Origin of the sequence: Streptomyces sp. NPDC001401, assembly GCF_042895385.1 — a bacterium.
Taxonomy (GTDB): Bacteria; Actinomycetota; Actinomycetes; order Streptomycetales; family Streptomycetaceae; genus Streptomyces.
This window is the reverse complement of sequence record NZ_JBIAWI010000016.1, coordinates 50,269-77,123: the sequence shown is the minus strand read 5'-3', so window position 1 is coordinate 77,123 and position 26,855 is coordinate 50,269. Positions and strand designations below refer to the sequence as shown.

Here is a 26,855-nt window from a genome sequence, read left to right as displayed (position 1 = left end):
CCGCTGCCGTTCCCGTGCAGAACGCTAGAACGGCAGCGGCCGCCCGTGCACCACCTCCAGCCGCGACACCGCCCGGGTCAGCACGACGTACAGCCGGTGCAGCCCGCGTGCCTCCGCCTCCGCGATCGTCGCGGGCTCGACGGCGACGACGTGGTCGTACTCGAGCCCCTTGACGAGAGTCGCCGCTACGACGGTCACGCGAGCGCCCAGCGCGTCCGGTCCGGCGGTCGGGATCCCGGCCGCGCCGAGCGCCTCCCGCACCCGCTCCACGTCGGCGTCGGCGGCGACCACCCCGACCGACCCCTCATGACCGAGCGCATCGCGTACGGCGTCCACGACCGCACCCGGCAGATCGGCCCCCGCCTCCCGCACCCTCAACTCGCCGTCCCTGCGCAGGGATCGGCCCGCCGGCACGTCGACGTCCAGTCGCTCCAGCAGCCGGTTGGCGAGTGTGACGACGGCCCGGGGCACCCGGAACCCGGTCGTCAGCGGCACCACGGCCGCGTCCGGCTTCCCCAGGTGCCGCAGGACCGTGTCCCAGGACCGCGCCGCCCAGGGCGTGGTCCCCTGCGCCAGGTCGCCGAGGACGGTGAGGGACCCGAAGGACGCGCGCCGCGCGATGGCCCGGCACTCCATCGGGGAGAGGTCCTGCGCCTCGTCGACGACGACATGGCCGTACCCCTCGGGATGCTCGACCAGCCCGGAGACCTCGTCGAGGAGGACGAGATCGGCCGCCGACCAGCGGGCCGACTTCCACGACCGCGGCGGCTTGGCCCAGAGCAGCGCCCGCTGCTCGTCCGCGTCCAGCAGCCCGTCGGCGGCCGTCGCCAACACCCGGTCTTCGGTGAGGAGTTGAGCGACGACCTCCTCCGGCCGCACCCGCGGCCACACGGTGTCGACGTACGCCTCGACCGCCCGCGCCCGCGAGATCTTCTGCACCCAGGCGTTCGACTGCGGCCCGGCTCTCCGCTCGGCCTGCGCCTGAATGCACCGCACGACCCGCATCCGCACCCGCTCGCGCCCGATCCCGTACGGCGGCTCCTCACGCCGTACGCCCTCGACGATCCGCACCAGCTCGCCGGCCCCGACCCGCCACCGGTACGAACCGTCGTCCAAGGAAAGGGAGTCGACCCCGTCGCTGCTCACATGCGCATACAGCGCCCGGCGCAGCACCTCCGCCATCCGGGCGTCGTGCTTGACGAGGGCGGCCCGCTCGCTGTCGATGCCCCTGACCGGGTACGCGGCGATCTCCTCCTGCAGGGTCGACTGCCGTACACCGGTCTCGCCGAGGGCCGGAAGCACCTGGGAGATGTAGGAGAGGAAGGTCCGGTTGGGTCCGAGGATGAGCAGACCGCCGCGCTTGATGCGCTGCGGGTGGGTGTAGAGGAGGTAGGCGGCCCGGTGCAGCCCGACGGCGGTCTTGCCGGTGCCGGGAGCGCCCTGCACGCACAGGGAAACGCCGAGGTCCCCTCGTACGAGATCGTCCTGCTCGGGCTGGATGGTCGCCGCGATGTCCCGCATCGGCCCGACCCGGGGCCGCTCGATCTCACGCGCGACGATATCGCTGACCTGCGACTCTCCCCGGCCGAGATACTCGTCCTCGAGCCCGGTGAGGTCGGCGGAGTCGCCGAGACTGCCCGGCGCCCACCCGAACCGCCGCCGCACGGCGACACCCTGCGGATCGCCGGCGCTCGCCTGGTAGAAGGCGCGGGAGACGGGGGCGCGCCAGTCGACCACGAGGGGCGGGGCGGCGGGGTGCTCGCTGATCCGGAGCCGCCCGAGGTGCAGTGCTTGATCAGCGGCCTCCGGCCGCGGGCCCTGCCCCGCGTGGCCACCGAGGCCCTCCGCGAAGTCCAACCGCCCGAAGAACAGCGGCCCTTCGGGCAGTTCGCGCATCTGCTTGGCCCGGCTGCGCAGCCGGTACCCGAGCACTTCGGCGTCGGCACCGGAGGCGGAGACGTCCTCGCCGGTGACGACGTGTTCCTGGGCGCCGTCGACCATGGCGGCGAGGACGGTGCGGCAGCGGTCGTGGTGGGTGCGTTCGTGGTGGAGGGCGTCCTGGAGGGCAGGGTCGGATGACGTCATACCGGCGAGCATACCGAAATGATGTAACCGAGTTAAATTTTTTACCTTGTCTCTACTGTGTCAGCTGGGGCAGTCCCGCCGCGAGCTGCGCAAACGCTCGCTCGGCAGCGGCCACGGCATCGGGCTTCACGTCCGCGACCCGCTCCCCTGCCGCGATCCGCCGCCAGTTCTCCAGCGCGAGGATCCGCTGTACGGCGATGATCTGCCCAGCCGCCAGCCGGGCCTCCAGATCGCCGCCGAGGGCTTCGGCGAGCGCGAGCTCGGAGCGCTCGAGGTGGGTGTGGGCGCGAGCGACCAGGGCAGGGGATCCGTACAGCAGGCGGTGAAAGGCCATGACCTCGGGATGGTCGTTGAGCCCGGTGACCGGATCGCACCGCTCGAGGCCGCCGAGGAAGGTGCGCCGCAGGGCATCGAGCGGCGCGGCCTGACCGGCCACGACGCGTGCAGCCTCGTCCTCGTGATCGGCGATCCGGTACAGGACGAGGTCCTCCTTGGCCGGAAAGTAGCGGAAGAGAGTCGGCTTGGAGATATCCGCCGCGGCAGCGACCTCGGCGACCGAGACGGCGTCGAACCCCTTCTCCATGAACAGCCGGATGGCGACCTCGGACACGCGCTCGTACATCTTCTGCTTCTTGCGCTCACGCAGGCCGATCTCAGTCATGCCCTGAGCGTACGCACTGCGCGCCGACGCGGAGGCGGTCGATCACGGTGCCGTATGCCGCCGCCACTGCGGCACCGGCGCGAGCGCCCACAGGTCGTCGAAGTGCTTGTTCCAGGTAGCAACGGCCTCTTCGGCGGCAGCAGCACCTTCCGGGGACCACACGTTGAGGTCGGTCCTGTAGCCCTTGGGATCGAAGTACTCGTTGCCCATGTAGTGCATCCGCGCGGACAGGTCGTACAGGCCGTGGAGAACCTGCTTGCGGTTGAAGATGCAGATCTTGTCACGCGGAATGCCGGGGTAGAGACGGTACTCGCACTCGACGACCATCCGGCCGGTTCCGGTGAGCCGCTCCGCCAGATCGGAGAGCATGTCGTCGTACTCGCTGCACCGCTGCTCGACCCGCCTGCGGAAGGTTTCCTCGTCCTCGGGCTTCCCTTCGGCGTCGACCTTGGAGGGCACGAGCATCGGCAGCCCGAAGTCCGGCACCATCATGCGGATCGAGACCCTCCGGGTGGCGCCCTGGTTGTCGAAGAGATCCTCAAGGCGGTGGTAGAGGGCGTTGTACAGGGTCTCGCCCGTATAGCCGAGAAAGCTGATCTCGACCTTCCGGGCGTGGAAGGCCTCACTGACGAAGCTGCCGAGCTCAGTGGAGTTCACGAGAGCGCGAGCCGGAGCCCTGACGGACGATCTCAGTTCCTTCACCTGGTCGTACAGCACGTACCCGACCAGGCTCAGCAGCGCGCCGACGAGGTACACCTTCCCTTCCAGCGCATCGCCGACCGGCTTGACGAACTGCCCGATCAGCCCGGTGGCGAAGATTCCGAGCAACAGGACCCGGGTCACCACGGGTTCCCAGCGCTCCTGTTGACGCCTGAGCCGCCGCCCCAGCCCCGCGTCCGGTTCCGTCCCCCGTTCCGGCACGACTCCCCCCTTCGGGGATGTCATGGTCCCCTCATGCATGGTCCCCTCATGCAAGGGCGCGGGCAAGATAGGGGTTCGCGGCCTTGCGGACCGGCAGGCCCAGCGATCCGGTGGCTGCCGCGAGGGTTATCGCGTACGAGTCCACGGCCCGCCGGACGTTGGGGGCGTCCAGGCTCGCTCCGGTCACCAGGCGGTCGAGGTCCACATACGCGGACCGCACAATCTCGATCCAGCGATAGACATGCCAGTCCTTCGCCCAGTCGACGGTGTACTCGGAAGGCAGCCGCCGCTGCCAGCGGCGGAACATCCGGTCACGGATCTCCGGCCGGGTCGGAGTGAGGTGCATGTGCCGGACGAGGTCGTAGAGGGGATCGCCGACCATCGCCATCTCCCAGTCGATGATCGTCAGCGCCAGGTCATCGTCACGGCGGACGAGGTTCCAAGGGTTCAGGTCGCCATGCAACAGGGCAGGTGCCCGATGGCTGACCGTGTGGCGCGCCAGGATCTGCGCCAGCAGGTCGGCACTGGGCAGCCCGAGAACACGGGCCAGCTGCTGCGATTCCTTCGGCAACTCCCGTACCAGGGACACCAGCTGATCGCTCAGCCAGCTGTAGAACCGCCCCTGGCCCGCGAGCGGGTCGACCTGAAGGTAGTCGACCTTCGTCAGCGCACAGAGCTGATCGACAAGCCTGTCCGCCTCACGCGGCAGCAGACCGTACACCGGGTGGTCGGGCGGCCTGTAGGCATGACCGGGCCCGGCGTAGGTGTGGATGGCGAAGCGGGCCCCGTCATGGCTCCAGCCCAGCGCCAGGATCTTGGGGGCCGCCACCTCGACACCCGACTTCTCGATGGCACCCAGTACCGCGTGCTCACTGAGAAAGCCCCGCTCACGCCGACGCACACCGGTCACGACACGTCTCACGAGGACGCAGGAGTCTACATTCGGCACGCTCACCACCGTGTTGACGTGCGCGGTCCCCTTGAACACCCTGCTGCCGGACGCCGCGACCTCCGCCCGAAGCGCGTCACTCACGGCCTGCTCGGGGAAGTCGGGTCGCTCAAGAACCCGCTCGTCACGGTGCCAGTTGGCGCCCATGGCGTACAGACCCAGGCCACCGCCGGGGCGGGGGGCCCGCCACCGGAAGAGGATCTGCTCGATCGCGCGCTCGCTCGGCACCTTCGCCAGTCGCAGTGGCTCCGCCGCGGCCTCCAGGGCGCGCCGCACCGCCTGCGTCGCGGCGTCCAGGCCCTTCTGGTCGATCGGGCCCTGCAGGGTCTGTGCCGCGCGCATCACGTCGGGATAGACGGACTGCGCGCGCTCGAAGGCGACGTAGTGACGCAGGTCCTTCATCGCACCGTTCACGGCGACGGGGCGGACCTGCTCCATGGCGTCCGCCCACGCATGCACGACCTCGTCCCACTGGTGGGCCGGGTACTGCATCCGGACCAGGTGCGTCGCGAGATCGTGCAGGGGATCGCCGTAGGTGGCCAACTCCCAGTCCACGCAGATGAGAGGCGAGCCGCCGGCGTACGACATGATCAGGTTGTCGCGGTGCAGGTCCGCGTGGAGCAGGCTGTAGGGACGCGCCGCCATGGCCGGTACCCGCTCGGCCAGTCGGCTCAGGGCGTCCTCCGGGATGCCGAGCGCCGCGAACAGGGCTCCGAAACCAGGCCAGTTGGGCTCCCTGATCTGAGAGTTGGCCAGCTTCGCAAGCGTCTGCAGGAAGCCCTGGCTGTCCGTGTGGTCGTTGGGCCAGATCGACGGCAGTGGCGGCAGGTCCGCCAGGCGCACCTGTGTCATCCTCGCGAGCAGGCCTGCCAACGCCTTCATCAGAAGGGTGTCGACGGGCTTCCCGTTCCCGCAGACACTCGAAAGGGGTACGCCTTCCACGTAACTGTGAATGGCGAATCCGTCCCCCTGGAACAGACATTCCGGCACATTGGGCAGGACACCCCTAATGGCCCGGAGGATCTCCGCCTCGTTCTCCCAGGTTCTGATCACTACGGGAAGCGCCTCGGCACGCCGAATACGCACGGTGACAGAAGTCCAGAGATCACGATTCAGCAACCGAGCAACGGGCGCGGTCAACGGCAACACGTAGTTCTGGTTATGAAAGCCATTGCTCGCCCGTCCTGACGTCCCCGCACTCGCCACGAACGCCTGGTAGATGTCAGCGGACCGCCCCCCGTTGACGTGCGTCCCGGCAGTGACGACAGGGACAGGCTGTGCACCCACTGACCCTCCGGGGCATTGGCTCGACAGGTGGCAAAACAGCTGCGCTAACCGCAGAGTGATACACGAAACGGCCAGAATCACAGTCGAGCGGTCACAACGGGTGGTTTGCCACTCTTCTGCACCTGGCCGCTCGAGACTGGCGTAATTTTTGCCATCTCGTACGCATGAGCCGGAGCTGTTGTTCACCGGAGATGGCGGGCATGCTAGCGCATTGCCGTGTCAGCGAAATATCGGCGACCCGAGCATCTCGTCACGCTGCGTGACCATCACTCGGGCACGGCAAGCCGATCCCACACCGAGTCGAACCAGGCCTGCATGCTGTCCACGAACACCGAGCCGGGCGAGTCGGGATCGGCGTCCTTCACGTGATGGGTCAGCACGGTACCCAGCCCCAGGACATCGAGAGCCGAGACGACTTCGCCGGAATCCAGCTCCATCTGACGCTCGATCACTTCGTACATGCCGTGCAGGACTTCGACACCATTGAGCAGATAGAGCTTGAAAGCCGGGATGAGCGGTACGTGGCGGATCTGCACATCGACATCGTCGACCAACTTCTCCGTCTTCAGGTCCTTCAGCAGCCCGCGCAGTGAGTCCGTGTGCCGCTGCGTGATGGCGTGCAGCCGCTGCCCCAGGCGGGGGTCGTCCTTGTCGTCACTGACCCGCGGATAGGGAAGGGGCAGCGACTTGTCGGGCAGCAGCATGCGCAGAGCGATCCGCTCCGGCGTGATCAAACGGCCGTGAATGCGCTCCGCCTGAAGGCGGATGTGCGCGTCCAGCGACTCGGACGTCAACGTGTAGACGTCCAGGGTGACTTCGGGCTGCTCGAACGCCTCGCTGATGAGCGGTCCCAGGGTCATACCGCGCGGCGTCCTGCTGGCCTTGGGTGTCGACGACTGTATGCGCTGCGTCTTGATGACGCGCGATCCACTGCCCTGCCGCGACTCGATCCAGCCCTCACTGACCAACTCCCGCAGCGCCCGCTGGACCGTGTCCCGGGAGACGCCGAACTCCTCGGCGAGATCACGCTGCGAGGGAAGGAAGGAACCTCGCGCGTACGTACCGTCGGTCATACGGGCCCGCAGCTCGTCGGACACCCGCTGGAACTCCCTGCCGCCGCCGTCTGTGCTCTGCTGACCGTCCACACCTGGAACCTACCGCTCCCAGTCCACTTACACACCACTTCCAGTCAACCGAACAGCCAGATTGGTACGGCTGGTTAAGGGATCAGAGAGGAGGGGCAGACCAATCTCAGGCCATCCAGTCCAATTGGGCGGCTAGTTGATAGGTCGACCGAAAGTGGATGGGAGGTGGGGGGAATGTTCCTGTTCCAGGTGTGCTGGGGACTCGCCCAACTGGTCCTGGGCATGCGAGCGCAGTCGCGCTTGGGTGTGGTCGGCGTGCTGCTCCTGTTGGTGATCGGCGCGGCTGTCCGGGCGCGACGCACCGGGCTCGCGGTGACGGCCGCCGTCATGTTCACGCTGCTGATGACTCACGCCTGATCTCTGAGCAGCTTCAGGAGCAACTCGAGCGACGCCACAACGGTCGTGGCGCCCGCGTCGCGCAACTGTTTCTCCTTGGCTTCGTTACGCGCGTAGCCGAGGAAGGGAACGCCCGCCTCGCGGGCCGCCTCGCAGTCGGTGGGGGTGTCGCCGATGAACAGGGCGCCGGTGGGGGCTACGCCCATGGCTGTCAGGGCGCGGTTGAGATAGTGGGGGTGGGGCTTGAGGTACTGGAGGTCGTGGGTGCGGCCGTAGATGTGCGGCAGGAAGCAGTCGAGCAGGCCACGGCTGGTCAGGTAGGCGTGGACCACCTTCGGGGAGTTGTTCGTGGCTATCGCCAACCGTGCGCCGACCGCCTTCCAGGTGCGGATCAGCGGGTCGGCGTACGGGGTCGGCTGGGCCTTGGGGACCGCCCGCAGTTCTTCCTGGGTGAGACGTTCCTCCACTTCCAGCACCAGGTCGCTGGCAGGGTGCCGGTGGTCGACCGCGCGCAGCACCGCATGGGGGTCCTCGGTGTCCCGCTCGTCCTCCGTGAGGAGATCGTGCAGCCCTCGCCCTTTGAGCCAGTCCACCAGGTCGGCAGCCACCCGCTCCGCCGAGTGCCCGGCGAACAGCCGGCAGATCGGTCCGTCGAAGTCCCAGAGCACGACGCGGGCGTGCCCGATCAGCTCCTGCAGTCGCTCGGTCTGTGCCGCCATCGGTTCAGTCTGCGCCGTATCTGAAGTCACTAGGAGAGTGTCAGGTCCGTCGTGATGGTTTCCCAGAGGGCGTCGAACCACTTCTGGGATTCCTCCACGAAGGCGGCGTCCCGGTGGCCGGCCCTTTTGACGAAGGAGAAGAGGACGGACGCGGAGCCGAGGGCGTCGTACATCTCCAGGGTCTGGCTCTGCCACTCCTCCGCCCGCTTGGTGGGGATGTAGTAGCCGATCAGGGCCTCCTCCCCGTTGAGCATGTACAGCTTCACCGGAGGGGTGAAGGGGAGAGCGCGGAAGGTGACCTGTACGTCGATGCCGTGAGTGGACACCATGGCCTGCAGATTGTGGCGGAGCACCCGCGCCTGCGCGTCGCGCATCGACAGCCATCGCTGGTGGACCATGTCGTCGTCGTCGCTGCCCTCGACCAGCACGGGAAAGGCGAGGTTGATCTCGCGGCTCGGCAGCAGGATGCGGAAGGTGATCGACTCGGGCCGTATGCGGCCTTCGTGGATCATGCGAACCGGCTCGCTGAGGGCCAGCAGCAGTGTCTCGGACGTATGGCACACCACGTCGACGCACACTCGCTTCGCCGAGAACGCCTCCGTCAGCCGCGGCGCCAGCCCCACCATCGTCGGCTGCGGCTCGCCCCGAGCGGGGGCCGGCGGCTCGGCGATCCGCGGTGGGCTTCCCTTGCTCACATTGCTGAGCAACCCGTCTTCCTGGAGGGCGCGCAGGGCCTGGCGGACGGCGCCGCGCTCCACACCGAACTCGTCCGCCAGTTCGGCCTGGGTGGGCAGGCGGTCTCCGGCCTTGAGGTCGCCGTTGTTGATCCGTTCCCGCAGGATGTCGGCGATCTCCTGGGGCGAGAGCCTTCTGCTGCCGTTCACTGCCACGTTCTCCTGGGTCACGACCAAACGCTACAACTCGGATCCATCTACCGGGAGTTGTTTGTGACTTGTTTATGACTAGGTACCAAGTGGGGATAACTTAGTTGAAGTTGGTTGCCAACTTGGTCCAGTTGGCGGAAGTTTTGCTTCCTCGGATCCGCCTCACCCCCCACGCACCGTCCCGCCCGCGAAGCCTGAAGGGGGAACCACCATGCCCGTCCTCGCCCTCCTCTCCGCCGTCTTCGTCGTCGGCATCGAGCAGACCGTCCAGTGGAAGTACGGCGCCACCGGCATCATCGGCCTGCTGCTGCTCACCATAGGCATCAAGGCGAAGAACCCGGCCGTCAGCTCCATCGGGGCCGTCCTGCTCGCCCTGCTGGTCGCGGGGCCCGCTCTATGAGCGGAAGGCTTCCTGCGGCCTGGTCAGCGGCCGCCTCGGCCACTGTGGGAGACGTCAGCTCGTGAGCACCAGCTCCGAACTGATCGTCTCCCACAGTGCGTTGAACCACAGATGCGACTGCTCGACGAAGGTGGTGTCGCGCAGGCCCGGGCCCTGTTCGAAGGCGAACAGCATCGACTGGGTGCCCTCGGCGTCGTACATCTCCAGGTGTTCGTGGTCGATCTCCTCCTCGCGCCGCGTGAGCGTGTAGTACGCGAAGAGCGCCTCCGCGCCGTTGAGCAGGTACAGCTTCACGGGCGGAGTGAAGGGCAGGGCGCGGAAGGTGATGTTGACATCGATGCCGTGCGTGGCGCGCAGGGCCAGCAGGTTGTGCTGGAGCACCTGGCCCTGGGCGTTGCGATTGGCCAGCCAGCGGCGCTGCAGCCGGTCGTCGGCGGTTGGGTCCACGGGTGCCGGGAAGGCCAGGTCGATGTCGCGGCTGGGCAGCAGCACGCGGACGTCCAGCTTGGCCGGTTTCAGCTGTCCCGCGTGGATCCGGCGCAGCGGTTCGCCGATGGCGAGGGTCAGCGAGATGGCGGTCAGGCAGAGGGCGTCTATCTCCACGTGATGGGCGGCGAAGGCGTCCGCTATGCGCGGAGCCAGGGCCACCATGGTCGGCAGCGGTGGGGCTCCGGGGCCGGTCAGGGCCTTGGTCAGGCCCAGGTCGGGGGCTACGGTCGCGGGAGCGCCCTTCGACACGTTGGTCAGCAGGTGCTCCGACTGCAGGATGCGCAGGGCCTGGCGTACCGCGCCGCGTTCGACGCCGAACTCGTCGGCCAGTTTCGCCTGCGTGGGCATGCGTTGACCCGCTTGGAGCTCGCCCGACCTGATGCGGGAGCGCAGCTCGTCTGCCACATCTCGATGCGACGTCTGTGACGCCTGTGGCCGCTGTGACCTCTTCCGCCCATTGACGGAGGCGTGTTTCGGGTCCACGACCAAACACTACAACTTCCCGCCATCTTTGGGCAGTTCCCGGGAAGGTGGTTATAAGCCGCTTCCAAGCGGAGATAAGTACAGAGAAGTTGGTCGCCAACTTCAGCAACATGGTCAAACTTCAGGAGGGTTGGCCGCAGCCAGGGGTCCGCCTCCCCGTCCCGAAGGAGGGACCGTCATGCCGCTCATCGCCCTCGCCGTCGCCGCCCTCGCCGTCGGATTCGAAAACCTCGTCCAGTGGAAGTACGGGCCGATGGGCATCATCGCCTTCGCCGTACTGTCCATCGGCATCAAGGCCAGGAACACCACGATCAGCGGCATCGGAGCGGTCATCCTCGTGATGCTGCTCGCCCAGTCCGGCTGAGCCCAGTCCGGCCGAGCCCGACGGGTTCGGCCGGCCCCAGGATCCGGCTGGCCGGGCTCCCTTCCGGAGGGGAGCCGGGAGCCCGGTCAGTCTGCACCAAGCACAGCCACAACTGAACAGCCCGACCAGCACAGCCACAACTGAACAGCTTCACCGGCACCGTCACAACTGAACAGCTGCATCAGCACAGCCACAACTGAAGAGCACGATCAGTGAAAAGCACGGCCACAACTGAAGAGCACAGCTACGGATGAGCCATCAGTCGTCGTCGGAAGGAAGGGGGTTCAGAACATGTCCGGGCACCAAGGCCGCCTGGACGTACGCAGCAGGGCGTCGGCCACTCGGGCGGCGCCCGCTCGTTCTTCCCGCACCCGGCCCAGCGCCGCCAGCCGTACGACCGACTCGTCGCCCAGCCACAGGCGTGCCAACTCCGCCGTGTCCAGGGTGAGTTCGGCGCTCTGTGTGGTCGGCCTGCAGGACGCTCCCTGCGGCGACGCCTCCAGCCGGTAGCGGCCGCCCGCCAGGCCGGCGCGGTCGACGACCTCCAGCACCAGGGAGCCCGTGCCCTCGTACGTCCGCGACTCCAGCGCCCGTACGACATCCAGGATCCGCACCCACAGCCAGTCCGCGGCGGTGGTGATGCGGGCGGCCCTCGGGTCGGGGAGGAGGAGGGGGAGCAGGTCGTCGGGGGCCCGCACGCCGGTCTTGACCTGGGTGACCCAGTCGATGGAGCACAGGTAGCTCCACAGGGCGCGCTCGGCGGCCGGGGTCGCCGCGATCAGGCCCCGCACGGTGGCCGTGTCCAGCGGCTGCTTGGCGTCGCCCCACTTGTCGTCGACCTCGTACGCGACCAGGCCCTCGACCTCGCCGTCCGCCGCGCGGTACAGGGCGAAGAACGGCTCGGTCCACTTCGGGTCGACCCGTACGAGGCCTGTGTGGATCTGCCACCAGCGGTTGTCGCGGCTGACGGCGCCGGGGTTGGCGCGGCGGACACGGTCGTGGAGTTCGGGGCCGAGTTTGCGTACGTCCTCGGCGTCCACGATGTCGATACGGCCGCCGTCGTCCGGGCCGGACCAGCGGGGGTCGAGGCCTGTGCGCGGGACGTCCACGGTCCACTCGGCGGCCGAGGTGGCGGGGCCGAAGCCGTAGCGGCCGTAGATCGGGTACTCGGCGGCGATCAGGGTGGCCACGGTGTCGCCGCGCTCCTTGGCGGTCGCGAGGTCCCGGGTCATCATGCGGGTGAGCAGGCCGCGGCGGCGGTGGGTGGCGGTTACCGTGACGGCGGAGACGGCGTTGGCGGCGACGAAGGTGCCACCGACTGCGGTGACCTCCTGGGGGAAGGAGCGGAACGTCGCCACGCAGCGGGTTCCGTCGAAGGCGCCGAGGTGGCGGTTCGGCTCGAACTGGGGGCGGCGGGCTTCGATCTCGGCTTCCGAGATCACCGGCTGCTGCACGAAACCGACCTTCACGGCACGAAGCCATTCGGGGTACTCGGCCTCGGTGATCGGGCGGATGTCGATGTCGGAGCGCGCCAGGGTCATGGGATCACGGTAGGTGCAGCGTGGGGAGGGTGTCGCGCGGATTTTCCTCGCCCCCGCCGCCCCTACCCGTCCCATCCCCAGGGGCTCCCGCCCCTTCGACCCCACCGGGGCTCCGCCCCGGACCCCGATCGGCCTGAACGGCCTCGTCCTCAAACGCCGGACGGGCTGAAAGACACGAACCGGCGCCCCGAGAGCACGCCCCTCGGGTGGGCGGGAATCGGAAAGGCGACGTCGGCCTCGAACGCCGGACGGGCTGAGGGACCATGGCCGACGCCTGGGCGGCCTTTGCGGAGTCCGGTGCGGTACCGCGCCCCGTAAGGGGCGCGGGGAACTGCGCGACCAGCCCCCACCGGCCCGCGCGTGGGTGGAGGACCGGCACGGCACCGAGCGGCGTCCGGAGGTTGTGTCCCAGCCCTCACGTCAGCAGGTCGTCGACCTGTGCCTCGCCCTCGCGGTAGCGGCGGGCGATCTCGCCGCTGCAGTTGTCCGTGGTGCGTTGCAGGCGCTGGCGTCTGAGGGAGACCTGCTGCTCGTAGCGGACGAGTCGGCCCATCGCGGTGTTGAGTTCCAGGTCGGTGCGGGCGGCCAGGTCGGAGAGTTCGACCTCGGCGAGCATGTCCGCGGCCAGTCGGCCGTACTCCTCGTTGTACGGCGTGCCCAGCGTCACGTGGCGGGCGGAGGAGCGGTGGCGGGCCGGGGCGTCCGTGAGGATCTCGGAGAGCCGCTCGACCACGGAGCCGGCGCCCGTCGGCGACCGCCGTGCCAGCTCCGCGCGCAGGATGTCGATACGGCCCTGCAGCAGCCGCCGTACATAGCTGAGGTCGGCCTCCTCGCGCTGGGTGTCCCGGCGCAGGGTGCGCAGTTCGGCCAGGCTCAGCACCGCCAGGTCGTGCTCGGGCGGACCGGCGGGCAGTTGCGGGCCACCGGGGCTGTCCCCGCTGTCCGGGCTGTCTGGGCTGTCCGTGCGCTGCACGGGCGGCCGCAGGCGCGCCCGTTCTCCCGTACGGATCAGCGAGACAACCCCCGGAGGCTGCCCAGTACTCGGTGTGCTCATGTGCCTCAACCGTCCCCTCGACCGGCGTGTGGAAGCATCGTGCCACCCCAAGTGGCCGCTATGTGACCGAGTGCCCCCGATCGGCCCCAGATGGGGGGTTAAGGATCAAAAAGAAGTCCCCCTCAGACTCCCCTCGGGCACCTCGGGCACCTCAGGCACCTTTTGAGGCCTCCTGCTGCCTGTTTCCGGGCGCACGGCATGATGGCTTCATGCGTGCAGTGGTGCAGAGAGTGGACGGCGCGAGCGTCGTCGTCGACGGCGAGACCGTCGGGGAGATCATCGGCGAGGGGCTGTGCGTCCTCGTCGGGGTGACGCACGAGGACACGAAGGAGAAGGCGGCCCAACTCGCCCGCAAACTCTGGTCGATCCGCATGCTGCAGGACGAGAAGTCCTGCAGTGATGTCGATGCGCCGCTGCTGGTCATCAGCCAGTTCACCCTGTACGGGGATGCACGCAAGGGGCGCCGGCCCACCTGGAACGCCGCCGCCCCCGGCGATGTCGCCGAGCCCCTCGTCGACGAGGTCGTCGCCCAGCTGCGGAGCCTCGGCGCGACGGTGGAGACGGGGCGTTTCGGCGCCCGGATGCGCGTCTCGCTGACGAACGACGGGCCGTTCACCGTGCTCGTGGAGATCTAGCCCCGCAGCCTCGGCAGAGACCTACGGTTCCACGACAGTCTCCTGCGCCGCCGCCGTGTCCCCCGCCACCAGCCGCGCGTCCACCGGCACGTTCCGCTTCACCAGGGCCAGTGCGACCGGGCCCAGCTCGTGGTGGCGTACGGATGTCGTGATGAAGCCGATCTTGCGGCCGTCGGGGTCCTCTTCGGCGAGGCGGATCTCCGTGCCGGGGGTGGGGAGATGCACTTCGCTGCCGTCCAGATGCAGGAACACCAGGCGGCGGGGCGGCTTCCCCAGGTTCTGCACCCGCGCCACCGTCTCCTGGCCCCGGTAGCAGCCCTTCTGCAGATGCACCGCCGTGCTGATCCAGCCCAGCTCGTGCGGGATGGTGCGGTGGTCGGTCTCGAAGCCCAGGCGCGGGCGGTGGTGTTCGACGCGGAGGGCCTCGTAGGCCAGGATTCCGGCCGGAGGGCCGGCCTTCTCCGCGTACGACTCGAGGTCCGAGCGCGGGAGGAACAGGTCGCGGCCGTACGGCGTCTCGCGTACCACGACGTCTTCCGGCACCTCGGCGATCGAACCGGCCGGCAGGTGGACGACCGCGAACTCGGCCGTGCGGTCGGCGACTTCGACCTTGTAGAAGAACTTCATCGACTCCAGGTACGCGATCAGCGCGTCCTGGGTCCCCGGCTCGACATGGGCCCACACCGTCTCGCCGTCGTCGACCAGATAGAGCGCGTGCTCGATGTGGCCGTGCGCGGAGAGGATCAGCGCCTCGGTGGCCTGGCCGGCCGGGAGGTCGCTGACATGCTGGCTGAGCAGCAGGTGCAGCCAGCTCAGGCGGTCCTCGCCGGTGACGGTGACGACCCCGCGGTGCGAGAGGTCGACGAAGCCGGTGCCGTCGGCGAGGGCGCGCTGTTCACGGAACAGTTCGCCGTAGTGGGCGGCGACGCCTTCGTCCACGCCCTCGGCGGGGACGGCGCCGGGCAGGGACAGGAGGGGGCTCTTCATGGGCACAAGCCTACGACTCGGTAGTTGAAGTCTTCAGAGTGCAGTCCCGGCATCTGCCGAAGATCGCGAAGTGCTTCATGTCCGTCTCGAAGCCGAACTCCCGCCGCAGCTTCGCGGTGAACTCGGCGGCCACCGACACATCGGCCTCGATCACGTTCTGGCAGTCCCGGCAGACCAGGTGGATGTGGTGGTGGCGGTCCGCGAGATGGTACGTCGGCGCGCCGTGCCCGAGGTGGGCATGGCTGACCAGTCCCAGCTCCTCCAGCAGTTCCAGCGTCCGGTAGACCGTGGAAATGTTGACCCCCGACGCCGTCTTCTTCACTTCCGTGAGGATGTCGTCGGGGGTCGCATGCTCCAGGGCGTCCACGGCTTCGAGCACGAGTTGCCGCTGCGGCGTCAGCCGGTAGCCGCGCTGCCTGAGGTCGCTCTTCCAGTCGGTGCTCACCACACCGAAGAGTCTAGAACTACTTGTACTTGTCAGAACTACTTGAAAAATGCAATGCCGTCGTCCGGCATGTCGTCCGGCAGGGCCTTGGCCCAGCGCTCGACGTCCTCCGGGGTGACGACCTTCTTCAGGTGCGCCGACATGTAGGGGCGCAGCTCGACCTCGGGGGTCTGCTTCTCGCCGACCCACATGAGGTCGCTCTTGACGTAGCCGTAGAGGCGCTTGCCGCCGCTGTACGGGCCGGAGGCGGCCGTGCGGGCGACCGCGTCCGTGACCAGGTCGATCTGCGGCTTCTGCTTCGCCATCTCGCCGTACCAGATCTCGACGACGCCGTCGTCGCGGACCATCGTCACCTCGACCCTGCGGTCGGCGTCGATGCGCCAGAAGCCGTGCTCGGTCTCCAGCGGGCGGACCTTGTTGCCGTCGTTGTCCAGCACCCAGGTGCGGGACTGGTACTCCAGGAAGTCCCGGCCGTCATGGCTGAAAGTGACCTCCTGCCCGAAGTTGCACTTCTCGGCACCGGGGAAGTCGTGCACGCCCGCGCCCGCCCAGCTGCCGAGCAGGAAGGCGAGGGGGACGAGGTCCTTGTGGAGGTCGGACGGGATCTCGATCATGGGGTCGGCAGTTCCTTGATGGGGGTCAGCGCTGGCCCTGGTACAGCTTCTTCACGGTCAGCCCGGCGAAGGCGAGGACGCCGACGCAGACCAGGACCAGCAGGGTTTCGAAGAAGATCTCCACGACGTGCTCCTTGTTGAGCGCAGGTGCGGGTACGTACACAGGGCCGGGCCCAAGCTTACGCGGCCGGGGCCCGGCCCTCCGTGTGAGGTACGCCCGTGCGGGGTCAGCCCAGCAGCTGCCCCTGCAGGGTCACCGTCTGCTGGAACGGCACGGCCTTCGCCCCGCCCTTCCTCTCCTGCACGACCAGGGCGAGGACGTCACCGGCGGACAGGTAGGCCTGCCGGGTCTGTTCGGCGCCGTACGGCTTCGTCTCGACGTACGCCGAGTACGTGATGTTCGCGGGCTTGGCGGCCGACGGGAAGTCGCCGTCGAAGACGGACGCGCCGGCACCGCGCAGCTGGTAGCCCGGCTCTGCGACCTTGGCGATGTCGGCGGAGAACATCTTGTCCACGACGGCCGCGGTGCCGAACTGCAGCAGGTAGACACGCGTGTGCGTGCCGTCCGCGGTGGTGAAGCCACGGGCCGCGATGTGCCGCAGACCGTGGTCGACGAGCTTCTTCCCCAACCCGGTGCGCTCGGAGGAGTCCCCGTACTGGGCCAGGAAGTCCTTCGTCGCGAGCCACCCGTCGTCCCCGCGCAGCTTCTTGTCCTCGACCGCACCCTTGGGTGCGGGCAGGACGAGTGCGCGCAGGTCGGCGTAGTGGGCGCCGGCGTCGTTGGCCTCGGCGAAGGGCTCCGGGCTGCCGGACGGCAGCGGCGGCTTGGTGAGCGTCGGGTAGCCCCAGCGCCCGTCCGACTGCGTCGCCAGTCCCGGCACGTCCGTCCGGTCCATCGCCGCGATGCCGTACGCGGTGCCCGCACCGGCCGCCGCGAACACGACGACGGCGGCGGTCCAGCGCAGTACGGCACGCAGGACCCGGCGGTCCTTCACCGGGGGCGCTGCCTGGAGGGGCGGCGGTGCGTCGGGCATGGGCGGCGGCGCCACGAAAGCCTGCTGCTCGGTCTGCCCGGTCTGCTCCGCCTGTTGCGGCTGCTGCGTCTGCTCGGTCATACGGCCTCCCCCGGCTCGGCGATGCGGTCGAGCTGATCCTTCAGGAGCTGCGCGACTCCCTTGGCGTCGATCGGCCCGACGCCGTCCGCGGTGACGGTGACCTGGACGTCTCCCGCGTAGGCGGAGCAGTACATCGAGTCCAGGTCCTCGTTGTCGCTGTCCTTGGGCGACAGGAAGCACGCGGCGTCCTTGTAGCCCTTGATCTCCGGGCCCTTGCGGAAGATGTGCAGGGAGCCGAAGAACTCCTTCTGCGAGGTCGCGAGGTTGCGGACGACGGACCGGCTCTCCATCTGGGACAGCACGACGTGCACGGCGAGGGCCTCGTCCGTGAAGAACCCGGCGCCGGCCGCCCTGACGTAGCTGCGCATCGCCATGCCCTTGATGTGCTGCTTGTCGATCAGCTTCTCCAGCTGCCTGCGCTCGCTGCGCGGCAGATCGCGCAGCGACTCCTTGCGCAGGGCGGTGGCCTGGGCGGCGCCGAACTGCGCGTCGGAGGCGAACTCCCCGAGATCCGGGCCACGCTTCCACCCGTTGCTGTACGCCACGAGCACACCGGACAGCCCCTTCGCGGAGTCCGCCTTCTTGTCCTTCTCGTCCCGCTCCTTGGGGAACTTCCAGACCGGGGCACCCGCATCACGGTCGGCGCCGTTCACGGTGACGACGGTGTATCCGACGCCTGCCACGACGGCGACGGCGAGCAGGGCGGATGCGGCGACGGCGGCGACACGGCCACGCCGGGGGCGCTTCTTTGCGGGCGGGGTGGGCAGTGCCGCCGTGTCGGGCGCAGCGGTCACGCCGGCCTGCACGGGGGCAACGGGCTGCGCAGGGGCAACGGGCTGCGCAGGGGCAACCGACTCCGATTCGGTCGGCCCGCCGGCCTCGGTCGGCTCTGTCGGCCCGTTCAGGTTCTCGGTCACAGCCGCTCCATCTGCCGCTCGGCCAGGTCCATGATCTTCGACTTGGGGATCGGCTTGGTGTCGTAGATCCAGACCTCCAGGGCGACGTCACCGCGGTAGGCGTGCGCCTCCGCGCTGTACAGCGGCACGTAGCCGGCCTCGGTCTCCGGACGGTTGTGGACATAGGCCGTTCCGCTGCTGGTACCCGGGATGGTCCAGCTGTCGGTGCGGGGCTCGCGGTCGGCCCAGTACTGGCCGTCGTCGCTGGCGTCGGCCGCCTCGACGTTCTCCTCCTGGCGGTACTGGATCAGCCGGATCTCCACGGTCTGGTTGCCGGCCTCCCAGCCGGTGACGGCCGCGCGGCGGAACTCGTCCTCGATGAGGCTGTTGAACATGGTGCCCGGCTTCTTGAACGAGTCGGCGTACTCGGTCAGCCCCATCCAGCCGTCGTCGGCCAGCCAGTCCGCCGCCTTCGCGCCGCTCGGCTTCTTCAGCAGCAGCTTGCGCAGGTCGCCGTCGACCCTTACCTGACGGTCCTGGGCGGCGGACAGCGGCTCCGGAGCCTTGCCCTTCGACTGGGACAGCGCCGTCTGGGACAGCGAGGGCAGCTTCGTCGGCTCTCGGTCGGCCTGGACGAGATAACCGGTGCAGGAGCCGGCGACGACGCCCAGGGCCGCGGCGGCGGCGATGAGCAGGGCGGTGCGGCCGCGGCGCCGGGGCGCGACAGACATGTCCGGCGCAACCTCCGCAAGCTCCGCAACCGGCGCTTCGGGCACCTCTTCGGGTACTTCCAAGACGTCCCCCCACAGAACGTGAAGCGCGCATTCCGTACGCGCGCTCACAGGAGACCCATGGCCGGCACCCCTGGTTGTACGGGCGTTGATTACGATTCGGCCATGGCGAAGAAGCTCGTGATCAAGGTGACGGCGGGGGCCGATGCGCCCGAGCGGTGCTCGCAGGCGTTCACGGTGGCGGCAGTGGCCGTGGCCAGCGGCGTCGACGTCTCCCTGTGGCTGACCGGCGAGTCGGCATGGTTCGCCCTGCCGGGACGCGCCGCCGAGTTCGAACTGCCGCACGCGGCCCCGCTGCCCGACCTGCTCGACGCGATCCTCGCGGCGGGCCGGGTCACCCTGTGCACGCAGTGCGCGGCCCGCCGGGACATCACGCAGAAGGACGTCATCGAGGGCGTACGGATCGCGGGCGCGCAGGTCTTCGTGCAGGAGGCGCTGGAGGACGAGACGCAGGCGCTCGTCTACTGAGACGCCGAAACGTAGAGACGCCGAGTCGCTAGGACCTCGGGCGCTTCTTGCCGTCCAGCTCGTCCCACCACTCGTCGGACTTCGGATCGCCGGACGGGTCGTCCCACCAGCGGTCGTCCGGGCCCCGGCGGTTGGCGACCATCGCGGCGACCGGGGGGATGACCATCGCCACCACACACATCCCGACCGCAACCGGGACCGACCAGATGCGTACGACTCCCCAGGCCAGGACGAACAGCGTGATGCAGGTGCCCATCATGGCGAAATACACGTGACGGCGACGTGCCAGCATGCTTCCAGAGTAGGCCCGTACATGCCGAAGGGCCGCGCCCCGGGCCTCCGGGGCCGAAACGGTCGCCGACACACAGGCCCACCGCCGAAGGCCGACGGACGGAGTCCGGCGCAGCGCTCCGAAGCCTGCGCAGCAGTGCGAGAAGCGCATCAAGGAGGGGCCATGCCGAAGGGCCGCGCCCCGAAGGGTGCGGCCCTTGGTCGATCAGGTCGTCAGACCGCGATCGCCACCTCCGCGAGGCCACCCTGCTGGGCGACGACCGTGCGGTCCGCGGTGGCGCCGGGGACGAGGGCGCGGACGGTCCAGGTGCCCTCGGCGGCGTAGAAGCGGAACTGTCCGGTGGCGGAGGTCGGGACCTCCGCGGTGAACTCACCGGTCGAGTCCAGGAGACGGACGTAACCGACGACGGGCTCGCCGTCCTTCGTCACCTGGCCCTGGATGGTGGTCTCACCGGGCTTGATCGTCGAGGCGTCGGGGCCGCCGGCCTTCGCTCCACACATGTCTTTCTCCAAGAGGGGTCTGACCGGAGGAAGGCCGGTCGGGATTTGCGGGTTTGTTCGCTGACTACGAGGTCTTACTTGTTGGCGCCGAGCTCGATCGGGACACCGACGAGGCTGCCGTACTCGGTCCACGAGCCGTCGTAGTTCTTGACGTTCTCGACACCGAGCAGCTCGTGCAGGACGAACCAGGTCAGGGCCGAGCGCTCACCGATGCGGCAGTAGGCGATGGTGTCCTTGGCCAGGTCGACGTTCTCCTCGGCGTAGAGCTCCTTGAGCTCGTCGTCCGACTTGAAGGTGCCGTCGTCGTTGGCGTTCTTGGACCACGGGATGTTGCGCGCGGAAGGGACGTGACCCGGACGCTGCGACTGCTCCTGCGGCAGGTGCGCGGGGGCGAGAAGCTTGCCCGAGAACTCGTCGGGCGAGCGGACGTCGACCAGGTTCTGCGAACCGATGGCCGCCACGACCTCGTCGCGGAAGGCACGGATCGAGGTGTCCTGCGACTTGGCCTTGTACTCGGTCGCGGCGCGCTCCGGGACCTCCTCGACCAGCTCGCGGGCGTCCAGCTCCCACTTCTTGCGGCCGCCGTCGAGGAGCTTGACGTTGTCGTGGCCGTACAGCTTGAAGTACCAGTAGGCGTACGACGCGAACCAGTTGTTGTTGCCGCCGTACAGGATCACCAGCGTGTCGTTGGCGATGCCCTTCGACGACAGGAGCTTCTCGAAGCCCTCCTGGTCGACGAAGTCGCGGCGGACCGGGTCCTGCAGGTCCTTGGTCCAGTCGATGCGGATCGCGTTCTTGATGTGGTTCTTCTCGTAGGCGGACGTGTCCTCGTCCACCTCCACGATCGCGATCGCGGGGTTGTCCAGGTTTTCCTGGACCCAGTCGGCGTCTACGAGGACGTCGCTGCGGCTCATGCTCTTTCTCCTCCGGGGCAGTTGCGGCGGGGCGTGCGAGTGCGAGGGGTGCGGGTTGCCTCCGGCGGTGGAGCCGGGGTCGCGCACGGGTGCCCTGAGCAGGGCGTGGGGATGCGGAGGTCTGCGCCGTCCGCTCAGAAGGTGCGACAGAGCATGGCGGCGACACGGCACAGGTCTACTGCCCGCCGCTTCGTGAGATCCGCCTGTCGCTTCATGGGCTCGATCGTAGGGACGGACAGCCTGACGTGTCACCGGCGTGTCGTATCTTGAGACGCGATCGTCCGGGATGTGGGAAACGATCAGTGCCCGTGCCGTGCTCGCACGGCTTCCGGGCACTTGCATCCGTCGTCACAGCTGCGGTGCGGACGATGTCGTCTCACCTTTCGGACTCCGTCGTTCCATCGAACGCCGAACGCCGTACTACCCCGCGAGCTTGACGTTCGAACCCTTCACCGTGATCTCAACACCGTTCTGCGCAGCCTGCACACTGTCCAGCTTCACGCCGCCCGGGAGCTGGTCGATGGTCTGCTGGAAATCGGTGATCGACCGGATGCGGGAGTCGGCGAGATCGACGACCAGCTTGGGCAGGTTGTCCGCGTGCACCTTCACGGTGTCGCCGTCGACGGTGACGGTGCTGAGCACCGGGTACGTCTGTGAGGCGCCGGCGGCCGTGACCTTGATGTCGACCTTGATCTTGCCGTTGCCGCCGTCGGAGAGGCCGACGACCTGGGCCTTGACGCCGGGGAACAGGTCCGTCGGCTGGGACTTGGCCGCCTTGAGCAGCTCGTCGTAGGCGATGGTGGCGCTGCCCGTCGCGGTGGCCGCGGTGGCGGAGCTGTAGTCGCCGGAGAACTCGACGCCCTTCATGTCGGCCTTCAGGTCGTCGATACGGATCGTCTTCGGGCCGCCCTTGCCGCTGGTACCGGTGCCGGTACCCGTGTCGGCCTCGTAGTCCTTGATGCCGATCTGGACGTCGTCCAGCTCGCCGGAGGCGACTTGGGTGAGGAAGGGGAAGCCCTTGATGGACACGTCCGGGGTGGCGGCCAGGTTCTCGGTGGTCTTCACCTTGTCCGCCGCCTCGTTCTCGGCGAAGTAGACCGCGACGCGGTCCGCGATCACGAAGAGGCCGCCCAGGATCACGACGACAATCAGAAGTATTCGCAGGGCGCGCATACGGTGTTTCCCCCACCTGGCCGGTCGACGACGGTTACGACGACCGGGTGGCCGCCCAGCGCGAGCGTAACCCTGCGGTGGCTTTGACCGGGGAATTGTCGATCACCTGTGACAGGGGTTGCCGGAGGTGGTGCGGCCGTGCCCTGGGGGCTGCCGCCCCCAGACCCCCGCTTCGGCCTGAACGGCCTCGTCCTCAAACGCCGGACGGGCTGAAAATCACGCCAGCGCCCGCCCCAGCACGAACACCACCGGTGCCGCCGCCGTCAGAGGCAGGGCGACGCCCGCCGTGAAGTGCACGAACCTCGACGGGTAGTCGTAGCTCGCCACCCGGTGGCCGATCAGGGCGCAGGCCGCCGCGCCCGCGCCGAGCAGTGCACCCTTTGCGCCGAAGCCGGTCATTCCGCCGACCGCGATGCCCGCTCCCGCCGCGGCGAGCAGCGAGACCACGATCGACGCCGGGGTGGGCAGGGGCAGGGCGCGGGCAAGAACGGTCACCGCCACCGCGGCCGCGCCGACGGTCACCGCGTCCGGCTCGGCCGCCAGGTATCCGGCCGCGACGATGGCCAGCGCCGCCGAGGCGACGCTCGCCATCAGGCCGTACATCCGCTCGTCCGGGTCCGCGTGCGAGCGCAGCTGGAGAACCAGGGAGAGCAGGACCCAGACGCCGAGGGTGCCCAGGATCGCCGCAGGGGCGTTCTCCCGGCCCGCTACGAGCAGCGCAACGTCCGCGGCCAGCGCGCCCAGGAACGCCAGCGCGATGCCCTGCCGGGCGGGCCACATGCCGTTCAGCCGGAACCAGCCCGCCGCGGTGACCGCCTGCAGGGCGACCAGCGGGACGACGAGCGCGTACGAGCCGATCGCCGCCGCGCCGGACAGGAGCAGGCCCAGCAGCGCCGTGAGCCCGGCCGGCTGCATGCCCGGCTCGATGATCGGGGAACGACCCTCCAGGCGGGCCCGCTGGGCGTCCGTGATGCGGGGGTTGCCGGCGACGGTGGCGGGGCCGTAGTCGGCCTCGGTCTCAGGGCCCGCACCGCCTTGGGCAGTCGTCCCTCCCCCAGTGCCTGAAGGGCCTGGGGGGACCCCCAGGCGGGACGGGTGGGCAAGGCCTGCAGCGCCGGGTGCGTCGTACCCGGGCTCAGCTGCAGGAGCTGCAGCGCCGGGTTCGGCGTACCCCTGCTGCGACAGGTACGCCGTCTCCGCGGCCGACATCGGCACCTGCGCCTGTGCCTCCCAGGTCTGCCCCTGCCACTGCTGCGTGTACTGCTGATGCTGCTGGTACTGCTGAGCCTGGGCTGCTTGCGGGTCGTCGTACCCCTGATAGCCCTGATAGCCCTGCTGCCCCTGCTCGCCGGGCCACGCCTGCTGCTGGTGCTGCTGCTGATACGGGTCGTACCCGTCGTACGAGCCCTCGTACGGCTGGTTGGTCATCGTCACCCTCCTGCGAACGGCGGGAGCACCTCGACCGTGCCGCCGTCGGCCAGCCGTACCGTCTCATGCCCGCGGGTGCCCACGGGGTCACCGTCGATGAGGAACGAGCATCGCTGCAGGACGCGCGTGAGTTCTCCGGGGTGTCGCGCGCGCACGGCGTCGAGCGCCTCGGCGAGGGTGGCCGCGTCGTACGGCTCCTCGGCGATCCCGGCCGCGGCCTTCGCGGCCGCCCAGTAGCGCACCGTGACCTTTGACATCCGGTTCCTCGAATAGTGGGAGTAGTGGGGGCAGTGGGAGTGGTGGATCGGCGGTGTACACCGTCAGGCTAGCCCGCCTGCGCGGCGCCCCAGTCTCCGATACGGGCCAGCAGGTCGTCGGTGGCCGCGTGTTCCGCGTGGCCCATGCCGGGCTCCAGCCAGAGTTCGCCTTGGTCACCGGCGGCATCGGCCAGCATGCGCGGGTGGTCGAGCGGGAAGTAGCCGTCCCGGTCGCCGTGCACGATCAGCAGCGGCGTGGGGGCGATCCGCGGTACGGCCTCCACGGGAGACAGCGGCACCGGGTCCCACTCCCGGTGGTGGATCCGGGTACGGAATCCGTAGCGGCCCACCAGCCGGCCCTCGGGCCGCGTTACCAGCCAGTGGAGCTTCCGCATAGGGGCGGTGCCCCGGTAGTACCAGCGGGCGGGTGCACTCACCGAAACGACGGCGTCCGTCGCCGCTTCCGTGCGCCCCTCGCGCCCCTGTCCGTACAGCGCCGCGTGGCGCAGCACCACGGAACCGCCCATCGAGAAGCCGACGGTCACCACGCGCGCGTGCCCGAGCCCCCGCGCCCACTCCACCGCGGCCGCCAGGTCGAGGACCTCCCGGTCGCCGACGGTCGAGTAGCCACCGGAGGCGCCATGGCCGCGGAAGGAGAACGTGACCACGGCCCCGTACTGCGCGAACGCCTCCGCCACCCGCCGAACATGCGGCCGGTCCACATCGCCCGTGAACCCGTGGGCGACGACGAATACGGGGACAACGGAAGGTGGCGTCGAGGTGTCGTATACGACCGCACCCGGCTCGTATACGGAATCGATCGCAACCCCGTCGTCCGTGCGCAGAAACGTACGGAAAGGCCCCCGTCTGCCCGTCTCAAGATTCGGACGAACGGTGGATCGCGCCACATGACCTGCCGGACCAGTGCTCATGTGGGCTATTCTGCTGGGCAGAGGACTCGGGCAGCGTAGCCCCCGGGTCCTTTTGTGCTTTCGGAAGCGTTGTATACGAAGCGGGAAACTCAAGGTGACCGCAGGTATACGGGGCCCCGGGAACGCAGAGCAGTGCCGCACCGCACCACGTCCTCGCAGGGACCGAGGAGGAACCAGACATATGAGTTCTCTGCTGCTCCTGACCAACGCCCTCCAGCCGTCGACGGAGGTGCTCCCCGCCCTCGGCCTGCTCCTGCACAACGTGCGAGTGGCTCCGGCGGAGGGCCCCGCCCTCGTCGACACCCCCGGTGCCGACGTCATCCTCGTCGACGGGCGCCGTGACCTGCCCCAGGTCCGCAGCCTCTGCCAGCTGCTGCGCTCCACGGGCCCCGGCTGTCCACTCGTCCTCGTCGTCACCGAGGGCGGCCTCGCGGCCGTCACCGCCGACTGGGGCATCGACGACGTGCTCCTCGACACCGCCGGTCCGGCGGAGGTCGAGGCGCGACTGCGGCTGGCCATGGGCCGGCAGCAGATCGTCAACGACGACTCCCCCATGGAGATCCGCAACGGCGACCTGTCGGTCGACGAGGCGACGTACTCCGCGAAGCTCAAGGGGCGGGTCCTCGACCTCACCTTCAAGGAATTCGAGCTCCTCAAGTACCTCGCACAGCACCCGGGCCGCGTCTTCACGCGTGCGCAGCTGCTGCAGGAGGTCTGGGGCTACGACTACTTCGGCGGCACCCGCACGGTCGACGTCCACGTACGACGCCTGCGCGCCAAGCTCGGCCCCGAGCACGAGTCCTTGATCGGGACCGTCCGGAACGTCGGTTATCGATTCGTTACCCCCGAGAAGGCCGATCGGGTCACCGACGAAGCCAAGGCCAAGGCAGACCGGGCAAAGCCGGAGGATGCGGACGAGACCGCCGCCCTGGATGCCGCCGAGGTGACGGCGGAGGCATAGCGGGCCCCGTGGCAGGGCATTGCTTCCGCACAGGGGGCGGGGAGGCAAGCTCCTTCTCGCCCTGCCCAGGGCCGGTATATCCGCGTAGACTCCGCGCGTGGCCAAGGTGACTCGGGATGATGTGGCGCGGCTGGCGGGGACTTCGACCGCCGTCGTCAGTTACGTCATCAACAACGGACCCCGGCCGGTCGCCCCGGCCACGCGCGAGCGTGTCCTCGCCGCCATCAAGGAGCTGGGGTATCGACCGGACCGGGTCGCCCAGGCGATGGCGTCCCGCCGTACGGACCTCATAGGCCTGATCATCCCGGACGCGCGCCAGCCCTTCTTCGGGGAGATGGCGCACGCGGTCGAGCAGGCCGCCTCCGAGCGCGGAAAAATGGTGCTCGTCGGCAACACCGACTACGTCAGCGAGCGCGAGGTCCACTACCTGCGCGCCTTCCTCGGGATGCGGGTCTCGGGGCTCATCCTCGTCAGCCACGCGCTCAACGACCAGGCCGCCGCGGAGATCGAGGCCTGGGACGCCCGGGTGGTCCTGCTGCACGAGCGGCCCGAGGCCATCGACGACGTCGCCGTCGTCACCGACGACCTGGGCGGCGCCGAGCTCGCCGTACGCCACCTGATCGAGCACGGCTACGAGTACGTCGCCTGTATGGGCGGCACCGCCGAGACCCCGGCGGTCGGCGACCCGGTCTCCGACCACGTCGAGGGCTGGCGGCGCGCGATGGACGAGGCCGGGATCTCCACGGAGGGGCGGCTCTTCGAGGCGCCGTACAACCGCTACGACGCGTACCGCATAGCTCTGGAGCTCCTCTCCGGGCCGCAGCGTCCGCCCGCGATCTTCTGCTCCACCGACGACCAGGCGATCGGCCTGCTGCGGGCTGCGCGCGAGCTGCGGATCGATGTGCCGGGGGAGCTGGCGGTGGCCGGGTTCGACGACATCAAGGAAGCGGCCCTGACCGACCCGCCGCTGACCACGATCGCCTCGGACCGGTCCGCGATGGCCCGGGCGGCCGTGGACCTCGTACTCGACGACGGGCTGCGGGTCGCCGGCGCTCGGCGGGAGCGGTTGAAGACGTTTCCGTCGCGGCTGGTCGCACGGACGTCGTGCGGTTGCGTATGAAGGTTGCCT

Annotated in this window: 31 protein-coding genes; 7 read left to right on the top strand and 24 right to left on the bottom strand. The window is 69.0% G+C overall.

The genetic code is table 11. The annotated features are described in order from the left end of the window. Positions 1 to 24 precede the first annotated feature (24 nt). From ACFY10_RS39475 to ACFY10_RS39455, 5 genes are all read right to left on the bottom strand, one after another. Positions 25 to 2,085, bottom strand: a complete 2,061-nt coding sequence (locus ACFY10_RS39475) for a HelD family protein (protein ID WP_390670111.1) — start codon at positions 2,083 to 2,085, stop codon at positions 25 to 27. 52 nt (positions 2,086 to 2,137) lie between these two features. After that, entirely contained in the window at positions 2,138 to 2,746 is a 609-nt protein-coding gene (locus tag ACFY10_RS39470; protein WP_390670110.1) for a TetR family transcriptional regulator, read from the bottom strand. 42 nt (positions 2,747 to 2,788) lie between these two features. Beyond that, positions 2,789 to 3,691, bottom strand: coding sequence for a hypothetical protein (locus ACFY10_RS39465; RefSeq protein ID WP_390670109.1), 903 nt, complete (start codon positions 3,689 to 3,691; stop codon positions 2,789 to 2,791). A gap of 22 nt (positions 3,692 to 3,713) precedes the next feature. Further along, positions 3,714 to 5,903: an aminoglycoside phosphotransferase family protein gene (locus tag ACFY10_RS39460; protein WP_390670108.1), complete on the bottom strand. Its 2,190-nt coding sequence runs from the start codon at positions 5,901 to 5,903 to the stop codon at positions 3,714 to 3,716. A gap of 266 nt (positions 5,904 to 6,169) precedes the next feature. After that, the gene (locus ACFY10_RS39455; protein WP_390670107.1) at positions 6,170 to 7,048 is read right to left on the bottom strand and encodes a GntR family transcriptional regulator; all 879 of its coding nucleotides are present in this window, start codon (positions 7,046 to 7,048) and stop codon (positions 6,170 to 6,172) included. Positions 7,049 to 7,222: 174 nt separating this feature from the next. On the opposite strand from ACFY10_RS39455, the gene ACFY10_RS39450 reads away from it, so the two are divergent. Further along, positions 7,223 to 7,405 carry a hypothetical protein gene (locus ACFY10_RS39450; RefSeq protein ID WP_390670106.1) on the top strand — a complete coding sequence of 61 codons (183 nt, stop codon included), beginning with the start codon at positions 7,223 to 7,225 and terminating at the stop codon, positions 7,403 to 7,405. On the opposite strand, the gene ACFY10_RS39445 is transcribed toward ACFY10_RS39450, so the two are convergent. Further along, positions 7,396 to 8,103: an HAD family hydrolase gene (locus tag ACFY10_RS39445; RefSeq protein WP_390670105.1), complete on the bottom strand. Its 708-nt coding sequence runs from the start codon at positions 8,101 to 8,103 to the stop codon at positions 7,396 to 7,398. The two genes, ACFY10_RS39450 and ACFY10_RS39445, sit on opposite strands and share 10 nt — an antisense overlap. A 29-nt stretch (positions 8,104 to 8,132) precedes the next feature. Next, complete coding sequence (locus tag ACFY10_RS39440; RefSeq protein WP_390670104.1) at positions 8,133 to 9,014, bottom strand: FadR/GntR family transcriptional regulator; 882 nt, start codon at positions 9,012 to 9,014, stop codon at positions 8,133 to 8,135. 184 nt (positions 9,015 to 9,198) lie between these two features. Here ACFY10_RS39440 and ACFY10_RS39435 point away from each other — a divergent pair, with 184 nt between their 5' ends. Further along, a complete protein-coding gene (locus ACFY10_RS39435) occupies positions 9,199 to 9,387 on the top strand; it encodes a hypothetical protein (RefSeq protein ID WP_390670103.1) in 189 nt (62 codons plus the stop codon). 54 nt (positions 9,388 to 9,441) lie between these two features. Here the strand turns inward: ACFY10_RS39435 and ACFY10_RS39430 are convergent, their stop codons facing one another. After that, the gene (locus ACFY10_RS39430) at positions 9,442 to 10,365 is read right to left on the bottom strand and encodes a winged helix-turn-helix domain-containing protein (RefSeq protein ID WP_390670102.1); all 924 of its coding nucleotides are present in this window, start codon (positions 10,363 to 10,365) and stop codon (positions 9,442 to 9,444) included. Positions 10,366 to 10,537: 172 nt separating this feature from the next. Here ACFY10_RS39430 and ACFY10_RS39425 point away from each other — a divergent pair, with 172 nt between their 5' ends. Further along, positions 10,538 to 10,723 (top strand): hypothetical protein, encoded by a 186-nt coding sequence (locus tag ACFY10_RS39425; RefSeq protein ID WP_390670101.1) that lies wholly within the window; start codon positions 10,538 to 10,540, stop codon positions 10,721 to 10,723. Positions 10,724 to 11,007: 284 nt separating this feature from the next. Here ACFY10_RS39425 and ACFY10_RS39420 read toward each other — a convergent pair whose 3' ends face one another. Next, the gene (locus ACFY10_RS39420; RefSeq protein ID WP_390670100.1) at positions 11,008 to 12,264 is read right to left on the bottom strand and encodes a GNAT family N-acetyltransferase; all 1,257 of its coding nucleotides are present in this window, start codon (positions 12,262 to 12,264) and stop codon (positions 11,008 to 11,010) included. A 415-nt stretch (positions 12,265 to 12,679) separates the two neighbouring features. After that, positions 12,680 to 13,318 carry an aerial mycelium formation protein gene (locus ACFY10_RS39415; protein WP_390670099.1) on the bottom strand — a complete coding sequence of 213 codons (639 nt, stop codon included), beginning with the start codon at positions 13,316 to 13,318 and terminating at the stop codon, positions 12,680 to 12,682. A 209-nt stretch (positions 13,319 to 13,527) separates the two neighbouring features. On the opposite strand from ACFY10_RS39415, the gene dtd reads away from it, so the two are divergent. Beyond that, entirely contained in the window at positions 13,528 to 13,953 is a 426-nt protein-coding gene (gene dtd / locus ACFY10_RS39410) for a D-aminoacyl-tRNA deacylase (protein ID WP_390670098.1), read from the top strand. Positions 13,954 to 13,974: 21 nt separating this feature from the next. Here the strand turns inward: dtd and ACFY10_RS39405 are convergent, their stop codons facing one another. The 6 genes from ACFY10_RS39405 to ACFY10_RS39380 all read right to left on the bottom strand — a co-directional run bounded on the left by ACFY10_RS39405 (position 13,975) and on the right by ACFY10_RS39380 (position 18,741). Next, positions 13,975 to 14,940, bottom strand: a complete 966-nt coding sequence (locus ACFY10_RS39405) for a YgfZ/GcvT domain-containing protein (protein ID WP_390670097.1) — start codon at positions 14,938 to 14,940, stop codon at positions 13,975 to 13,977. Between the two features lie 10 nt (positions 14,941 to 14,950). After that, positions 14,951 to 15,388, bottom strand: coding sequence for a Fur family transcriptional regulator (locus ACFY10_RS39400; protein ID WP_390670096.1), 438 nt, complete (start codon positions 15,386 to 15,388; stop codon positions 14,951 to 14,953). Between the two features lie 35 nt (positions 15,389 to 15,423). Continuing rightward, entirely contained in the window at positions 15,424 to 15,999 is a 576-nt protein-coding gene (locus ACFY10_RS39395; RefSeq protein ID WP_390670095.1) for an FABP family protein, read from the bottom strand. A 227-nt stretch (positions 16,000 to 16,226) separates the two neighbouring features. Next, the gene (locus ACFY10_RS39390) at positions 16,227 to 17,114 is read right to left on the bottom strand and encodes a hypothetical protein (RefSeq protein WP_390670094.1); all 888 of its coding nucleotides are present in this window, start codon (positions 17,112 to 17,114) and stop codon (positions 16,227 to 16,229) included. Beyond that, positions 17,111 to 18,031, bottom strand: coding sequence for a hypothetical protein (locus ACFY10_RS39385; RefSeq protein ID WP_390670093.1), 921 nt, complete (start codon positions 18,029 to 18,031; stop codon positions 17,111 to 17,113). Before ACFY10_RS39385 ends, ACFY10_RS39390 begins: the two co-directional genes overlap by 4 nt. Next, positions 18,028 to 18,741: a hypothetical protein gene (locus ACFY10_RS39380; protein ID WP_390670091.1), complete on the bottom strand. Its 714-nt coding sequence runs from the start codon at positions 18,739 to 18,741 to the stop codon at positions 18,028 to 18,030. The genes ACFY10_RS39385 and ACFY10_RS39380 overlap by 4 nt, the downstream gene beginning before the upstream one ends. Positions 18,742 to 18,906: 165 nt before the next feature. On the opposite strand from ACFY10_RS39380, the gene ACFY10_RS39375 reads away from it, so the two are divergent. Then, positions 18,907 to 19,269, top strand: a complete 363-nt coding sequence (locus tag ACFY10_RS39375; protein ID WP_390670090.1) for a DsrE family protein — start codon at positions 18,907 to 18,909, stop codon at positions 19,267 to 19,269. 28 nt (positions 19,270 to 19,297) lie between these two features. Here ACFY10_RS39375 and ACFY10_RS39370 read toward each other — a convergent pair whose 3' ends face one another. The 8 genes from ACFY10_RS39370 to ACFY10_RS39335 form a co-directional block, all read right to left on the bottom strand. Next, positions 19,298 to 19,561 carry a DUF3099 domain-containing protein gene (locus tag ACFY10_RS39370; protein WP_115907338.1) on the bottom strand — a complete coding sequence of 88 codons (264 nt, stop codon included), beginning with the start codon at positions 19,559 to 19,561 and terminating at the stop codon, positions 19,298 to 19,300. A gap of 212 nt (positions 19,562 to 19,773) precedes the next feature. Continuing rightward, entirely contained in the window at positions 19,774 to 20,061 is a 288-nt protein-coding gene (locus tag ACFY10_RS39365) for a DUF1416 domain-containing protein (RefSeq protein ID WP_003991226.1), read from the bottom strand. Positions 20,062 to 20,135: 74 nt separating this feature from the next. Continuing rightward, entirely contained in the window at positions 20,136 to 20,975 is an 840-nt protein-coding gene (locus ACFY10_RS39360) for a sulfurtransferase (protein WP_390670089.1), read from the bottom strand. Between the two features lie 134 nt (positions 20,976 to 21,109). Next, positions 21,110 to 21,190 (bottom strand): putative leader peptide, encoded by an 81-nt coding sequence (locus ACFY10_RS39355; protein ID WP_350310325.1) that lies wholly within the window; start codon positions 21,188 to 21,190, stop codon positions 21,110 to 21,112. A 205-nt stretch (positions 21,191 to 21,395) separates the two neighbouring features. Next, entirely contained in the window at positions 21,396 to 22,148 is a 753-nt protein-coding gene (locus ACFY10_RS39350; protein WP_390670088.1) for a DUF2993 domain-containing protein, read from the bottom strand. Between the two features lie 216 nt (positions 22,149 to 22,364). Further along, positions 22,365 to 23,576 (bottom strand): hypothetical protein, encoded by a 1,212-nt coding sequence (locus ACFY10_RS39345; RefSeq protein ID WP_390670087.1) that lies wholly within the window; start codon positions 23,574 to 23,576, stop codon positions 22,365 to 22,367. A 2-nt stretch (positions 23,577 to 23,578) separates the two neighbouring features. Further along, positions 23,579 to 23,833: a MoaD/ThiS family protein gene (locus ACFY10_RS39340; RefSeq protein ID WP_390670086.1), complete on the bottom strand. Its 255-nt coding sequence runs from the start codon at positions 23,831 to 23,833 to the stop codon at positions 23,579 to 23,581. 68 nt (positions 23,834 to 23,901) lie between these two features. Then, entirely contained in the window at positions 23,902 to 24,765 is an 864-nt protein-coding gene (locus ACFY10_RS39335; RefSeq protein ID WP_390670085.1) for an alpha/beta hydrolase, read from the bottom strand. A 181-nt stretch (positions 24,766 to 24,946) separates the two neighbouring features. On the opposite strand from ACFY10_RS39335, the gene ACFY10_RS39330 reads away from it, so the two are divergent. Then, on the top strand, positions 24,947 to 25,726 hold the full coding sequence (locus ACFY10_RS39330) for a winged-helix domain-containing protein (RefSeq protein WP_390670084.1): 780 nt from the start codon (positions 24,947 to 24,949) through the stop codon (positions 25,724 to 25,726). Positions 25,727 to 25,823: 97 nt separating this feature from the next. Next, positions 25,824 to 26,846, top strand: a complete 1,023-nt coding sequence (locus ACFY10_RS39325; RefSeq protein WP_390670083.1) for a LacI family DNA-binding transcriptional regulator — start codon at positions 25,824 to 25,826, stop codon at positions 26,844 to 26,846. Positions 26,847 to 26,855: the final 9 nt, after the last annotated feature.